Source organism: Streptomyces sp. NPDC054813 (genome assembly GCF_053611365.1).
On sequence record NZ_JBSHAF010000038.1, the window covers coordinates 36,202 to 50,582 of the forward strand.

General features: G+C 69.5%; 14 protein-coding genes and 3 pseudogenes. 11 read left to right on the forward strand and 6 right to left on the reverse strand.

Annotation, left to right across the window (positions count from 1 at the left end; translation table 11 throughout):
• Positions 1 to 27 precede the first annotated feature (27 nt).
• Positions 28 to 2,187, reverse strand: coding sequence for an ATP-binding protein (locus ACWGJB_RS45500; RefSeq protein ID WP_453385916.1), 2,160 nt, complete (start codon positions 2,185 to 2,187; stop codon positions 28 to 30).
• A 115-nt stretch (positions 2,188 to 2,302) separates the two neighbouring features.
• Positions 2,303 to 2,806 (reverse strand): MarR family winged helix-turn-helix transcriptional regulator, encoded by a 504-nt coding sequence (locus ACWGJB_RS45505; protein ID WP_453385917.1) that lies wholly within the window; start codon positions 2,804 to 2,806, stop codon positions 2,303 to 2,305.
• A gap of 301 nt (positions 2,807 to 3,107) precedes the next feature.
• On the opposite strand from ACWGJB_RS45505, the gene ACWGJB_RS45510 reads away from it, so the two are divergent.
• From ACWGJB_RS45510 to ACWGJB_RS45530, 5 genes are all read left to right on the forward strand, one after another.
• Entirely contained in the window at positions 3,108 to 3,575 is a 468-nt protein-coding gene (locus ACWGJB_RS45510) for a cupin domain-containing protein (RefSeq protein WP_453385918.1), read from the forward strand.
• A gap of 49 nt (positions 3,576 to 3,624) precedes the next feature.
• A complete protein-coding gene (locus ACWGJB_RS45515) occupies positions 3,625 to 4,200 on the forward strand; it encodes an NAD(P)H-dependent oxidoreductase (RefSeq protein WP_453385919.1) in 576 nt (191 codons plus the stop codon).
• 96 nt (positions 4,201 to 4,296) lie between these two features.
• A complete protein-coding gene (locus tag ACWGJB_RS45520; RefSeq protein ID WP_453385920.1) occupies positions 4,297 to 5,241 on the forward strand; it encodes an NADP-dependent oxidoreductase in 945 nt (314 codons plus the stop codon).
• Positions 5,242 to 5,270: 29 nt separating this feature from the next.
• On the forward strand, positions 5,271 to 5,399 hold the full coding sequence (locus tag ACWGJB_RS45525; RefSeq protein ID WP_453385921.1) for a hypothetical protein: 129 nt from the start codon (positions 5,271 to 5,273) through the stop codon (positions 5,397 to 5,399).
• A gap of 138 nt (positions 5,400 to 5,537) precedes the next feature.
• Positions 5,538 to 5,720: a hypothetical protein gene (locus tag ACWGJB_RS45530; RefSeq protein WP_453385922.1), complete on the forward strand. Its 183-nt coding sequence runs from the start codon at positions 5,538 to 5,540 to the stop codon at positions 5,718 to 5,720.
• A 4-nt stretch (positions 5,721 to 5,724) separates the two neighbouring features.
• Here ACWGJB_RS45530 and ACWGJB_RS45535 read toward each other — a convergent pair whose 3' ends face one another.
• A complete protein-coding gene (locus tag ACWGJB_RS45535; RefSeq protein ID WP_453385956.1) occupies positions 5,725 to 6,639 on the reverse strand; it encodes a DUF5996 family protein in 915 nt (304 codons plus the stop codon).
• A gap of 249 nt (positions 6,640 to 6,888) precedes the next feature.
• On the opposite strand from ACWGJB_RS45535, the gene ACWGJB_RS45540 reads away from it, so the two are divergent.
• From ACWGJB_RS45540 to ACWGJB_RS45555, 4 genes and pseudogenes are all read left to right on the forward strand, one after another.
• Positions 6,889 to 7,743 carry an NmrA/HSCARG family protein gene (locus ACWGJB_RS45540; RefSeq protein WP_453385923.1) on the forward strand — a complete coding sequence of 285 codons (855 nt, stop codon included), beginning with the start codon at positions 6,889 to 6,891 and terminating at the stop codon, positions 7,741 to 7,743.
• 34 nt (positions 7,744 to 7,777) lie between these two features.
• A pseudogene (locus ACWGJB_RS45545) lies at positions 7,778 to 8,919 on the forward strand (transcriptional regulator); the annotation flags it as partial.
• 18 nt (positions 8,920 to 8,937) lie between these two features.
• Positions 8,938 to 9,111 (forward strand): annotated as a pseudogene (locus ACWGJB_RS45550) (transcriptional regulator); the annotation flags it as partial.
• Between the two features lie 363 nt (positions 9,112 to 9,474).
• On the forward strand, positions 9,475 to 10,440 hold the full coding sequence (locus ACWGJB_RS45555) for an ABC transporter permease (RefSeq protein WP_453385924.1): 966 nt from the start codon (positions 9,475 to 9,477) through the stop codon (positions 10,438 to 10,440).
• 593 nt (positions 10,441 to 11,033) lie between these two features.
• Here ACWGJB_RS45555 and ACWGJB_RS45560 read toward each other — a convergent pair.
• Positions 11,034 to 11,345 (reverse strand): annotated as a pseudogene (locus tag ACWGJB_RS45560) (transposase); the annotation flags it as partial.
• Between the two features lie 229 nt (positions 11,346 to 11,574).
• Between ACWGJB_RS45560 and ACWGJB_RS45565 the strand changes: the two are divergent.
• The gene (locus ACWGJB_RS45565; RefSeq protein WP_453385925.1) at positions 11,575 to 11,814 is read left to right on the forward strand and encodes a VOC family protein; all 240 of its coding nucleotides are present in this window, start codon (positions 11,575 to 11,577) and stop codon (positions 11,812 to 11,814) included.
• Positions 11,815 to 11,846: 32 nt separating this feature from the next.
• Complete coding sequence (locus ACWGJB_RS45570) at positions 11,847 to 12,083, forward strand: DUF1330 domain-containing protein (protein ID WP_453385926.1); 237 nt, start codon at positions 11,847 to 11,849, stop codon at positions 12,081 to 12,083.
• A 303-nt stretch (positions 12,084 to 12,386) separates the two neighbouring features.
• Here ACWGJB_RS45570 and ACWGJB_RS45575 read toward each other — a convergent pair whose 3' ends face one another.
• The gene (locus tag ACWGJB_RS45575; protein ID WP_453385927.1) at positions 12,387 to 13,214 is read right to left on the reverse strand and encodes a hypothetical protein; all 828 of its coding nucleotides are present in this window, start codon (positions 13,212 to 13,214) and stop codon (positions 12,387 to 12,389) included.
• Positions 13,215 to 13,253: 39 nt separating this feature from the next.
• Complete coding sequence (locus ACWGJB_RS45580) at positions 13,254 to 13,418, reverse strand: hypothetical protein (RefSeq protein WP_453385928.1); 165 nt, start codon at positions 13,416 to 13,418, stop codon at positions 13,254 to 13,256.
• Positions 13,419 to 14,381: the final 963 nt, after the last annotated feature.

The following is a 14,381-nucleotide window of genomic DNA, read 5'->3' on the forward strand; positions in this document are numbered from 1 at the left end:
TCCCCTCCCTTCGGGGAGGAGAGGATGTCAACGGTAGTTCGGCGAGGTCCTGGGTGGCCGTGGCAGTGTGCTGGTGACCGCCGAGGCCGTCTTGCCCGGCGGTTTCGCAGAGATCTCACTACTCCGGCAAAGAGTGTGGTGGGGTCGGTGTGGATGTCGCAGCAGGTATTCGATGAGACGTTCCTTGGCCAGGGCGAGGTGACGCCGGTAGGTGCCGTAGGGCACCCCCAGTCGTCGGGCGGCGGCCTTGTGGGTGCGGGAGGCCGCCATGTAGGTGGCGGTGAGAGCCTCGTGCGCCTTGACGCCCGGGGGGTCGATCTGCAGCGCGTCGAGGGCGGTGCTGATGGCGCCGCGCAGGTCTGCGACCGGGTCGGGTGAGCCCGGAGGCACGAGATGGGAGTGCAGCAGGACGCTGGTCGCGAATTCGCGGGGGGTGTGCCAGGTGCGCAGCGCCTCGAGCACGCCTTCCGCAAACGCGGCGCGCGGTAACTGGTCGCCCGGGCCACTCGCGGAGGTGGTTGCGGGCCATGTTGCTACGGGCGGGACCGCTGTGCGAGCGCGGTGTTGCACCCACTGTTCCACTGTTTGCCGTCGCCAGTCCCGGCCGAAGACGTGCTGTTGCCTCCCGTCGACGTCCACGGCCGCGACCTCCGGCATCCCGGCTTCGGCGAGGTAGCGCCCCCACCGGTCGGCGTCTTCGAAGACGGTGAAGGTCACCGCGCGTCCGTGGGTTCTCATCTCCTCCCCGATGGTGCGCCGGCTGGTGAGTTCCATCAGGGGCGAGGGCCGCTGGTGCCCGCCGGGTTGCACCGCGAAGCGGCGGATGCCCAGGTGCTCGCCCGGCCCCAGGGGAGCGGCCGCCTCCACTAGGTCCCAGACTGCTGCGATCACGGGGTCCTCGGCGCGGTCCTCGGGCAGTGGTGCGTCGAGCCGCAGAATGGCCATGAATGACGCGGGTACGGAGGAGCCCGCATAGCGATGGACACGGAAGGCCTCCGGTTGGCGGCGCACCCAGTGTGCGACCGCTGCCGCTGATGCCGGGCCCTCCGCTTCCTCGGCCATGCGCAGCACGCCGGGCACGTCTTCGGCCCGGAGCGGAGTGTCTTCGATGTGAGGGTGTGTCCGGTAGTTGTATAGGTCGTCCGGTCCGCCCTGGTTACGGAAGAGGAACATCCACTCCGCGACCCGCAGCAGCGCGTCCTTCTCGGCGGCGCCGCGCACGGCCTGGAGGCCCGCGAGCGATATGCGGGCGCGGACATCGTCGTAGCGCTCGGGGTCCCGCCAGCGCAGGTCGGCTTCGAGGGTCGCCCGCACCGAGTCGTGCGGGTGCAGCCCTTCGGGTGTGGCCTCGATGTAGGGCAGCTGGCGCAGCCAGGAGAACACCGTGTCGGTGTCCGCGTCACCCAGCACTGCGCGCAGCAGGGGCTCGCGGGTGACGTAGGCCTGCGCGACCACCTCCAGGGCGCGCCGGTGGACGGCGCTGGGCAGGTCGCCCACCAGCCGCTCGACCAGGGTCGTCAGGACGTCGCCGGTCGGCTCCCACGGTGCGCCGGGTGCGGCCGGGGGGACGGAGGCGGCCAGCGAGAGGGCAAGCGGGCTGCCTCCGGCGAAGGCGACGAAGGCGCCGCGCTGCTCGGCGGGGACACCCCGCGCAGCGAGCAGGGCGTGGGACTGGGCGGCGTCGAGCGGCCGCACGGCCAGTGCGGTGAACAACTGCGCCCACCCAGGGTCCAGCGACCATTCGGCGTCGGGGGCGACCCTGCTGGCTACGACCACGATCGCATGGTCGGCGAGCCACAGCAGGAAGCTCTCGCGCAGCCACGCCTCGAGCGGCTGACACTGCTCGAAGGTGTCGATGAGCAGCACCGCACCGGGTTGGGCACACGCCGGGGCCGCGAGCTCCTCGAGCCGGCGCGGATCAGCGTCGAGGAACCGTCCGTCCACGTGCACCACGCGGCGGCCGGTGAGCTCGGCCTGCCGGGCGGCGTAGCGCACCAGCGAGGACTTGCCGATGCCGCCGGGACCGTGCATGTACGCCACGAGCGGAGCGTCCGCCGCGCCCGACAGCATCCGGTCGAGCACCGCCCGCTCCGGTTCCCTGCCCACCAGCGCACCGGCTCGAGCCTGCGCCAGCCGGCCCGCCAGGCCCGTCGCTCCCAATCCAAGCTCCTCTCTGGTTTCCGTCATGCCTCCACGGTCGAGCAGCCCGCGAACCTCGACCGGTGGACCGATCCTGCCGCCCGGCTGATCACACTCGTCCTGATCCGCCGCGGTCTCCGGGGCTCCGACGCCTGTCGCGTCCTTATGCTCCGCCTTTGCGGCGGCGAGGCGCGGCCGAGCGAGGCGGCGTCGAGCGCATGTGGTCGCGCACCGGCGCCAGCAGGCCGGCGAGAGCCTTGACGCCGTCGCGCGAAAGCGGCTCGAACAGGAGGCCGCTGACCACCTCGACGTGACCCGGCAGCACCTTCGCAAGCAGCTCGCGCCCGGCATCGGTGATGGTGACGGTGATGCTCCGCTCGTCGTCCGGCGAGGGAGCGCGGACGACCAGGCCCTCCTTTTCGAGCAGACCTACCTGGTAGGTCAGGCCACTGCGGCTGTAGACGACGCCGTCGGCCAGGTCGGTCATGCGGTGGCTGCCCGTCGGTGAGTCTCCGAGGCGGGCCAGCAGTTGGAACTGCACATAGCTGAGATCCCCGGTCTCGCGCAGCTGCTGCTCGACCGCATGCCGGAGCAGGCTGGTCACCTCGACGAGGTCGAAGTAGGCGCCGAGCTGCACGGGGTCGAGCGACGGCGGTGAATCAGGCATGACCGGAGTCTACTGCTTCGAATTCGAAGAGTGTGGCGTGCCGCCGTTCCAGCCGCTGCGGGCGGAGCCGGAACTGAACTCCTCCGCGAATTCCGGTGCCATCCCGGGCGGGTGGATCGGGCGGGTGGATCGGGCGGACGCGAGGGTCTCATTTGGCCCGATGTCGTGACCTCGTGAGCGCACGGTGTGGGCAGTGTTGGGCCCGACTGGGCATCGCAGAACATGGAGATCGGGCAGTGGCGCGGCACAGGGTTGCGGAAAGGAGGACGGCGCCGCCGCCCACGGATCCCGAGGACCGGCCATGAGCATCCCCTACCTCGCGCAACGTGAGGACCAGCAGCAACTCGAGTGGATCGGCGGGAGTGTCTTCAGTGTCCTGCTGGACGCCGAGGCGACCGGTGGGCAGCTGACCGTCGGCCGCTTCGACGTCAGCAAGGGCGAGGCGCCGCCGTTCCACGTGCACAACAACGAGGACGAGGTCTTCCTGCTCCTGTCCGGTTCGGCGCTGGTGTGGGCCGGCGACGAGGAGTACGAGTTGTGGGAGGGCGGCATCGTCTTCCTGCCCCGGCGCATCCCGCACGGCTACCGCATCACCTCCGAGAAGGCAGACCTACTTCTCATCTCGACTCCCGGAGGGCTGGAGAAGATGTTCCGCCACGCGGGCCGTGACCTTCGTGAACCACGCCCGGAGGGTTTCGAGATCCCCGCGCAGCTGCTCGCCGAAGCCGCGGAACTGTCCGGCAACGTCGTCCTCGGCCCTCCCCGGTGATGGCACCACAGCCCGGCCGCAGGGAAGAAGCAACGAACACGATGCCGGGATGAGCACCGCGGCGTGGAGTCCGGTGTCCTTGGCCGTCGTGAGCGCCGGTGTCGGCTGTCCGCGTCCGACTCGCCTGCTCGCGGACTGGGTCGCGGAGGCTGTGTGCCGGTCACTGGCGGCTGGTGGTGCGCGCGCCGAGGTGGAGGTGCTGGAGCTGCACCGGCTGACGGCCGACCTCGCCCAGCGCTCCGCCCAGGGCCGCGCCAGTCTCGACCTGCGGGAGGCGATCGCGGCGGTCGTGGCGGCCGACGGGCTCGTGGTGGCGACCCCGGTCCTCACCGGATCCCCGAGCGAGGTGTTCGACTCGTTCTTCGCCGCCCTCGGGGACGGGGTCCTCTCCGGCATGCCGGTGCTGCTGGCGCTCAACAACGGCTCCCGCTGGCAGCCACCCGACCTCGCGCAGGTGATGCGCAGGCGCCTGACCGACGTGCACGCCGACTCCGTGCCCACGCTCGTCGTCGCGGGCCCCGCCGACTGGCGGGCCACGGCTCGCAGCGACGCGGCGCGGCTGCGCGCCTGCATCGACCAGGCCGCCGCCGAACTCGCCGCGGCGATGCGCTCGCACCGGCAGTGACCGACAGACTTGCTTCGAATTCGAAGCAGAGGTACAGTCATCAACAGTTGCTTCGAATTCGAAGCAATGTGGATCGCAGTGAAGGTGAGTACCGAAATGAAGGCAGTACGTTTCCACGAGTACGGCGACCCCGGCGTCCTGCGCTACGAGGACGTGGAGCAGCCCGTCCCTGGGGCCGGTGAGGTCCGGATCCGCGTCGCCGCGACGTCGTTCAACTCCGTCGACGGCAACATCCGCGGCGGCTTCATGCGTGGCCCCATCCCGGTGGTGCTGCCGCACACTCCCGGCATCGACGTCGCAGGCACGGTCGACGCGCTGGGGGAGGGCGTGGACGGCATCGCGGTCGGCGACGACGTCATCGGCTTCCTGCCGATGGACGGGAACGGCGCCGCTGCGGAGTACGTCCTCGCGCCGGCCGAGGTCCTGACGCCGGCTCCCAGGACCGTCCCGCTGCCCGACGCCGCCGCACTGCCAGTCGTGGGCCTCACCGCGTGGCAGGCGCTGTTCGACCACGGCAAGCTGACCGCCGGACAACGCGTGCTGATCAACGGCGCCGGCGGAGCGGTCGGCGGCTACGCCGTGCAACTGGCCAAGGGAGCCGATGCCCACGTGATCGCCACGGCCAGCCCGCGCAGCAGCGAGGCGGTCAAGTCGGCCGGCGCCGATGAGGTCATCGACCACACCACCACTGGGGTGACCGCGGCGGTGACCGAGCCGGTCGACGTCGTGCTCAACCTCGCGCCGGTCGACCCGGCCGAGCTGGCCGCGCTCGTCACGCTGGTCCGTCCGGGCGGGGTCGTGGTGAACACGACGGTGTGGATGCCCGCGCCCGCCGACGAGGAGCGCGGCGTGCGCGGCATCGACCTGTTCGTCCGCAGCGACGCCGACCAGCTGTCGCGGCTGGTAGCGCTGATCGACCGCGGGGAGCTGCGCGTCGACGTCGCCGAGCGGGTGCCGCTGGCAGAGCTGTCGGCGCTCCACGCCCGGGCCGCCGAAGGCGCGGTGCACGGCAAGGTCATCGTCGTCCCGCCCGTCGCCTGACGCCAATCCTCCACCGAAAGGAAGGGGCCATGGCCCTGAGTTTGGATCCCGAAATCGCCAAGGCGCTGGCCCCGATGGCCGGCGCGATGGCGGACGCCACACCATCGGCAGTGGGGGACACCGACCTGTTCCGCAACGAGGACACCGCCTGCCAGTAATCGAATCGGAAGAGGACAACTCGTAGGCGTGGTCCGGGACCGCAGTGATGGGCCGTTCGCCAGGTGAGGGCCCGGGGGTGAGATTTCCCCCGGCTCCCCGAGTAGAGAATTGCGTACGCCGATATCCAGGGCGCGTCGATGATGGAGCTGGTGGGGGTTGCCTCTATGTCTTTCGTCAAGCTGGACACCAAGCTCTACAAGGAACACAACCCCATCGAGCGGCTCATCAACAGGCGCATGACTTGGGCCATGGCGCCGATGTTGGTGCCACACAGGACGGCGTCGGGCTGGGTGAGGCCGGCGGAGCTGAAGAGCCGGTGAGGGTCTACCCCTGCTCCTGCCACCGGTTCGGGTCCTCTTCGAGGGTCGCTCGGTCCCAGTCGCCCTGTTCCGCGGCAGCCTCGTAGGTCGTGTGCAGGAAGTCAGCCACTGCCCTGTCCGGGTCGGCCGCGGTGCGCACCGCCTCGTAGGGCAAGAGGAACTGGCCGAGGCCGGGGCTGTAGAACGCGTCGGCCGGGCTGATCGGATGGTCGGCGAAGCCATCCGGTTCGGGGTAGGCGTACGAGTAAAAGGCCCCCTCTTCCCCGCCGCCGGGCCAGAATCCGCAACTGCTCAACTCGCGGGAGTAGCCCTCCACCATCACCCAGTCACCACAGTTCGGGGCGCCGCCCGGATGCGGCGGAGCCATGCGTCCCGAGAACCTCGTGCAGGCCAGATCCATGGCGCCCCAGAAGAAGTGCACTGGGCTGACCTTGCCGACGAAGTGCGAGCGGAACTCTCCCAGCACCCGGTTGGCCTGCAGCAGTTGCCGCCAGAACAACTGAGTGGCGTTTGGATCGTAGGAAGCGTGCTGGTGGTCCTCATCGAAGGGGATCGCCGGGTCCACCTCGTTCGGATGGGCCTGGATCTTTGTCTCGATTCCCAGCTCGCCCAGGGCTTGCATTGTCTCGCGGTAGAAGTCGGCCACCGGTCTGGGCTCCAGAGCCACGGTGCGGTTGGTGCCGTTGCTGCTGCGCATACGCAGTAGATGGTCGAGGAAGTCGAACTCGATGTCGAAAACTCCGGCGCGATAGGGAATCGCCGATGTCGTCAGGCCGCGGGGGCTGACATACAGGGTGACCTGCCACCAGTGATTGACCAGGGGCGCGTGGGCCAGCCGGATCTTGCCTACGATCTGGGTCCACATGTGCAGGGTGTCACGGGTCTCGGTCCAGTCGGCGACCCGCAGTTGCGGCCACATCGACTGCGACACCTGGTCGGAAGTCCCGGCCACAGCGAGCTCCTTCCGGGACAATGTGGCACATATTGACCACGGTGTCCTCAGCCAATGAATCAGGCAACCCGGCGCGCCGCACCGGTCGCCGGACGGGGACGCTTGCACGCTCCACGAGCAGTCGGTGTTCCGGCATCGCAAGCACACTGTTGCAGTTGCCCGGTCTCACTGGTGGCGGCGAGGTCCTGTGGAGTCGACTCGGAAGGACCTTTCATCATGAGCCTTGACCAGCCGATCCTGGTACTCGGGGCAGCCGGGGGACAGGGCGGCGCCGTCGTCCGCGCATTGCAGTCCCGCGGTGCCGCCGTCCGCGGCCTGGTCCGCAACCCTCGATCCGCCTCGGCCCGGCGCCTGGCCGGCCAAAACGTCGAGGTCGTGGGCGGAGATCTCGAGGACCGAGAATCTCTGGCCTCAGCCATGCGGGGAGTAGCCGGTGTCTTTGCGATGACCACGCCCTTCGAGTCGGGACCGGCCGCCGAGATCGCACAGGGCCGAGCCATTCTCGCCGCCGCGCACCAGGCCCGTGTGCCACACCTGGTCTTCAGTTCCGTCGCAGGTGCCGACCAGGACACCGGCGTACCGCACTTCGAGACCAAGGCAGTCATCGAGCGGGAACTGGCCGCAGGCGAGGTGCCCTATACGATCCTGGGGCCCACCTACTTCTTTGACAACGCCCTCGGCGACGAGGAGCGGATCCGCCAGGGGGTACTCGCTCTCCCCCTGCCACCCGACCGCCGTCTCCAGCAACTGGCCCGCCCCGACCTGGGTGCTTTTGCGACCGCTGTCCTCGTCGCGCCCGACGCGTTCGTCGGACGGCGCATCGAGCTCGCCGGCGACGCCCCCACGCCCGGTGACATGGCCGCCGCGTTGGGCGCGGCTCTCGGTGGGACTGTTCGGCACAACGAAGCGCAGCTCGACGAGATCGGCAACGACGACATGCGAGCGATGTGGGCATTCCTGCGCAGCGTCGGCTACGGCGTCGACCTGCCGGCGCTGCACGCCGCCCACCCCGAACTGCGCTGGACGTCGTTCGCCGACTGGGCCCGAAGCACCTTCTCAACGGCACCATGACAGGCTGCCTTCGCTGCGGCCCCGGGATGCGCGGGAACACCTGGACCCGGCCGAGTGCGCCATCGCGCCCGCGCCCATGCCTGCGGCCGTGCAGACGGCGCCCGGGCCGCCAGCCGCATCGGCAACTGGAGAGCGTGATCGGGGCCGGGCCGGCGGGTGCGGGGCTCCGCGCGCAGGGCGGGGCGTGAAGGTGGTGGCGGCCGGGCGTCGGGTGCGGCCTGCCGACGCTCCGGACCCGCTTGCGGGGCGGATTTCCGCGGCGGTTTCGGCGGCGCTCGCCGAGCATGGCGGGGACGTGGCGGCAGCTTCGGCGACGCTGGTGAAGCGGGCGATCCCGGATGCGATGGCCCTGCTGGACCAGTCCCGTCTGGGCGGCCGCTATGAGGTGGTTGCGCATCCGTGGCTGCCGGACGTGTTGCGCAAGCAGTCCGCGCGGGGTGCGGACCAGGTGTGGGAGGCGCGCCCGAAGTAGACCCGGCCTGAACTCCCGGCCGGCGCCCACGAGGTGACCGCGCTGGATGTCAACGGGGCCTACCTGTCCGCGCTCAAGACGCATCTGCCGCTCGGCCAGCTGGAACATTCCACCGGCGGCTCGCACGACCCGCGACGGGCCGGTGTCCACCTGATCACGCCGCCCGGCTGGGACCACGACGCTTACCTGCCCCACCCGATCGGGGAGCGTGACGAGCCGGACGCGTTGCGGGTGACCGAGCCGCCCCTGCGTCTGGCTGCTGCGGATTGCGGGCCCGAAGTACGGGCTGTGCGACCCCCCGGTGATTCACGAGTCGTGGACGTCTGGGGCCACCGAGGGTCTCCTGGAGAAGTTCCGCACCACGCTGAAGGACGCCCGGGACCGGGCGATCGCCGACGGGGAATGAGGTGACGCTGGAGTACATCAAGGCCATGTACTCGAAGTTCGTGTCGCCGATGGGGGAGTCGAACTACCATCGGGAGCTGTACCGGACCGACTGGATGCACCTGATCCGCTCCCAGGCGTTCGCGAACCTGTGGTTCAAGGCCCACCGTGCCTACGACGAAGGCCTCATGGTCGTCGGTGCCATGGGCACCGACGAACTGCACGTGGCCGGCGGCTGGCGGGCTGTCTTCCCGGAAGGGCGCGGCGTGACCGAGGTGAAGGTCAAGGACGTCTACACCGTGGGCAACGCAGCCCCATGACTGCGGAGGAGGCCTGACATGCCCGAGCGCAACCTCGACTTCGGCAAGTTCGGCGCCCGCGGCATCAAAGGCCACGAGGCCGTCGCCCGCCGGCTCGACGCGCTCGCCGGGTACGTCGCCACCCCCATCACTGCCCGCCGCGGCCTGATCGCCCGCCTGCACTACCTCACCCGCACCCAGCACGCCCACGCCGTCCCGGTGTCCGGCACGACCTGGCACATACGCGCAATCTACGAAGCCCTCAGCGCGTAACGCGGGCACTGTCCCGGCGAATTGGCAGGGCGCGAGCGCGCCCTCACCGTAGGCGGCGGCCACCGGCTCGGCAGTTCCAGTTGCATCTCACGCAGCGCGGGCTGGATCGCGCCGGCCTTCTGCTCCAGGCTGTGGCCTGGTATTCCGGCATGCCGGTGACGCACCCGGTGCGGCAGCCGGGTGTCGCCGCGCGCCTCCCATACGATCACGGCCATGGGCGAGCGGTGGTCTGCGGCGGGGTCCCTTCGGCAGCCCCGTCAGGGCGGATGGTCGAGGTTGACGTCGTCGCGTTTCGTGCCAGCGGTGGTGGTCTCTCTGGTCATCGCGGCCCTGGCCGGGCTCTTCGTCGGCGCCTACTGCTGGGCCATGGCCAATCCCGTACCGCATCGCATCCCCGTCGCAGTGACGGGAAAGTCGGTCACGGGCGACCGGTTCACCAAAGGACTGGAAGCCACACTCCGTACATCGCTGGTCCTCCATCCGTACTCGGAATACGGCAGGGCGCTCGCGGCGGTCGACGCCCAGCGGGAGTTCGCAATCCTGCAGCGCCGACCGGCCGGGGTGGAGGTCGACGTGGCGAGCGCGGCGGGCGCGTCGGTCGCCCGGGTGCTCGGCCAGAGCGCCCCCGCAGTGGGCCGGGCGCTCAGCATCCCCGTCCAGGTCAGGGACGTCAAACCGCTTCCGGCCACCGACCCTCAGGGGCTTGCTCTCTTCTACATCGCCCTGGGGTCGACCATCCTCGGTTTCGTGGGTGCCGTCCAGCTAGGGGTGCATGCCCAGGCTCTCCGCCCCGCCGAACGGATCGCCGCCACCATCAGCTATTCCGTGCTGGGTGGCCTGTGGATCTGCGTCATGGCGGACTGGGTGCTCGGCGTGGAGCGGCTGCCGTTGGCCCAGTCATGGGGGATCTGCACATTCACCATGGTCACGGCGGGCATGATTTTCACCGCGTTCCACACCTTCCTGGGCCGCTGGGCGATGTTGCCGACATGGCTGCTGCTGGTCATCCTCGGCAACCCCTCGTCGGGGGGCGCGGTCGCCTGGCCGCTGCTTCCGCCGGTCCTGGGCTTTCTGGGGCGATTCCTGCCTCCGGGGGCGTCGGTGAATGCCCAGCGCAACGCCGTCTATTTCCCGCACAACCAGCACGTCGAGCCCTATGTGGTGCTCGCCGTTTGGTGCCTGGCCGCCACGTCTGTCTTCCTTGTATGGCGTGCACGCCACCCCGCCAGCCGGGCGACCGCACAGGCCGCCACGCCCGGCGTGGGATGAGCGCGCTAACGCATCGCAGCCGCCGACAGTCACGCGGACCTCAATGCGCTCGTACACCTGAGCGCACCCCCATGCATACGCCGGTGGCGGGGCCTCGGCGGTCGGCCGATGAACGCTTGGGGCGCGGCACGGTACCGGTCTCGGTGTCCTTTGACGCCAGGGTCGCGTTGGACGACCTCGACGTCGATGCCGGGGCGGGCGCCGTGGTCGGTGGCTATGGTGCGACAGCCGGTGTCGGCCCATGCTCTGGTCATGCGAGGGCTTGTGGTGGCGATCCGGGATTAGATGGGTGCCGCCTGCGGTGTCGGAGACGCTGGCGGCGATCACCCACAGGGCCAGGAAGAGACCGCGGGTGTCGACGCCGAGGTGGCGCTTGCGACCTGCGAGTATCGCCAGGCTGTCTGGGTGGCAGGGCGAGTACGCGTCCGCGAGATCGACAACGACGAGGAGCGGCTGTTGCGGATCATCCGCAGAGGTATGGGGCGGGAGCGGCTTCGCAAAGGTTGTGCCGCACAGTACTGGTGGGCCGTCGGCGAGGTGCCTGCGAAGCAGGCCCATTTCCCACGGCCCTCAGCTCGAACGACGCACGCAATGTCGAGCCCCACCGCGGTGGCCGCGGCCTCCAACTCGGCGATCGCGGTTTCGATCCGCTCCTCCTCCTCGACGAGGCGCCCACAGCTCATGGCTTGTGCCTGGAGGCGTTGGCCGCCAGCTTCGTGCCGTCCAGAGCGACACGGCCCATTTTGACCATGCCGAAGTTCAGCGCGAGGAACAGCGACTGCGGGAACCGGCCGGCGAGGACGTCCAATGTGGCGGCGGAACCGGGCGATCGAGCGGAAGTCGGGGGCCAGGACCCGGAAAGCGACATCGTCCACGCACGTGCGCTCGATCGCCCGTGAGGAGCGCTCTCGGCAGCGATGAGACCGCCGCGATCGGACAAGAGCTCGATGATCGAACTCGCGGACCTCGTTGACTTCCCCGGGCTCCTTGCACCGCTCGGCTTGAAACGCTGCCAGAGCCCTCCCGTTGACTGATCCAGGGTTCGACACTCCGCAGGCGAGTACCCCTCCGGTTGCAGCGCCCCGCCGAGGGTTCTTTACTCATAGGTACAGATCTGACCGAACCATGCGGCCCGTGAGACAGGACGCGGAGGACTCCGCCGTCGGTGAGGGCGTAGCCGCCGCGTGCCGGTGCGCTGGGCCTTCAGCCGGTCTCTGGTCGCACCCGGACCTGATCACCAGTGACTACGAGGGCGAGAGAGGACGTCTGCTCGCGCTCGGGGCGACCAAGCTCCACGAAGTCGTGCGCGGTGGCGCCCGGTGGACCACGTTCGCCGACGTCGAGGGCAACGAGTTCGACCTCATCGCCGGCTAGAGCACCCGCCACCAGGAATCGAGGAGAAGACCATGACGGCGACAAGGCAGCCCAGGATCCCCGGCCCCGACCACCAGATCGCCGTCGAGCCCACCGGCGCCCGGGTCGTCGCACACGACGCCGGAATCGCCGAGCGCACCGTCCTGATCGAGTTCGACAGCTTCGAACAGGCGGTCGCCGCACGCGCGAGTGCGGCCTACCAGGAGGCGCTGGCCGTACTTGCTGACGGCGTCGAGCGCGACTTCCGCATCATCGAAGGCCTCGCCTGACGACCGATGCCGCGTCAGGGAGGAACACGATGCCGGCTGCGGGGATCACCCCGGCTCGTCAGCGCGCCGCACCGTCGCGAAAAGCGTCAGGCCGGTGGCATCGGCGGTGATGTCCGGTCCGGCGACGGTTCCTTCCCGGCGGCGCGGCGGCTCGGACGTCGGCCTCGATGTCGGCGGGGGTGCGTTCGACGAGGTTCCAGCGGCCGATGTGGGTCATCAGGGCGGCGTACGGGTTCGGGGTCGCGATGTTGGAGAAGTAGAACGTGTCTCCGGGGCGGCACAGGCGGGACAGGGTGGTGCGGATCAGGGCTCGGGTGAAGCGTTCTTCGAGGTAGTCGAAGAGGCCTCCGGCCAGGACCAGATCGAAGGGGCCGTGGTCGGTGGCCAGATGGGCGGCGGTGAGCAGGACGTTGCCAGGGGGGCCGCGGCGGTCCGGGCGCGGGTCGCGGGCGGCAGGTGTGTGAGGGCGTACTGGAGGGCGTCGGGGTCGACGTCGTTGAGGACCAGGCGGTTGGCGGGGTGCAGGAGAGCCGGGTCGACTCGGCGCAGGTCGGCGGCGCCTCCGGACGCTATCAGCAGGATGCGGCGGCCGGTGGCGCGCGCGGGGGCCGTGCTCGGGACATCCGCCGGGTCGCTCCCGAGTGCGGACTCGATGAGTGCGGCCTGGTGGGCAAACTTGTTGCGGTGCTGGTCGGTGAGGGGAGCGTGCAGGAGGTAGTCGTCGAAGTGGTGGCCCCAGGTGCCGGGCACGCCTCGGGGCTGACCGCGCAGGATGTACTCGATGATCTCGAAGTCGCCGGCCCGGCCGCGAGCCTGCTCACGGCTCAGCTGGACCATGCCGCCGGCGTCGGCGAACATCTCGGCCAGCAGTGCCATGGCCGCCGTGACGGTGTCCTGACGGGCCGTGGCGAGCGCGGCGGGGAGTCGGCGGAGGGCGAAGCCGTCGAAGTAGCGGTGTGCGGTCGCGCGGTCTGCGTCGGCGATCGCCTGGAGTTCGGCCATGGCTTTCCGGACGAAGTCGGCCAGCGCGGTAGGGCCGACTGTCTGATCCGCCGTGATCGCCTGATTCAGCGGTCCCGGCGGCGCGGGTAAGTCCGACGGTTCGGTCGTCTCGACGTCGATGGTCGTCATCGCGGATCCCCTCGCTGCTCAGCTCCCCTGGTAAGGAAATTAGCGGCGGTGCGGGCCTTTCTCCAGAAATCGGGAAACAGCACGCATATGATCCGGCGCGACGACCGACGTATCACCCCATACGCCCTCGGTGTCCTGCGGAGACCATCCCTCGCGAGGAACGAACCGGAACCAGACCTTGATCTTCTCGCCTGTGTCGCCCATGACGGGCATCATGCTGCCTCGTTCGACACCGCCCCGCACCGGAGTGGAGCCGGGCACCGGCGCCACAAAAGGGGCGGCCTCGGCCTTTCCCGACTCCCCACGCATGGCTTTCTGCCCCGGCGTGACCAAAGCCCACCCCACACACCACCCGGGTCCCACTGACGCCGGCATCACCGTTCCCGAATGCGCCACCACCACCAGCGCCCCGCCATCCACCCGCTCACCCAGCCCGGGTTCGGAAGAGTCCGACGTTCGAACTCCACATCGATTCGCTCCACCAAGCGGCCCAGATCTGCTCGGGCTCCTCTGGGCAGATACAGCAGGGCGACTTCTAGGTCATCTCGTCCGTCCTCGATCTCGATGCCGGGACTCTCGCCGGGACCAATCAGATATCGTCCCGGCTGCCTGAAAGCCCATTCGAACCGGCTGAGGGCGTTAGCAACTGCGTCCGGCCACAGGTATTCGGCTTCAACACGTCGCACCGCTGCCCGAGTTCGAGCTGATACGCCCGCGATCCGACGGACCGGCAGGTGCTTGGGTGGCCGCCACCGCTCGGCGCGGACGGCCTTCGGACGCCTACGCGGCATCGCCCTTTCGGATCAGAACCATGGTGGCATTCTGTCACGGTCCGCACCCAGCGAGAGGGGCAACGGGCCCGACCCCCTCTCCTCAGGGTCTCGGTTCGGGCCAACAACGTTCGAGAGCAGCTGGCGCCGAACGCTTCCGCCCTGTTGTCCGGTCTGTCAGATCGGCAAGGGGTGACTGCCTGCGCGTTTCCTGGCACAGGACCCTCTGCATGCAACAGAACAGAGTCGAGAGAGAACCGGAAGCATCTCGGTGCCTCGCCTCGAACGCAGCACCACCCGACCCGCGTCCACAGAGAGCAGGGCCCTGAAGCCGTCCCACTTGATTTATGCGCTGTTGAGCTGTCCGCGGGACATGGTCGTCCAGCGCCATGGCGAT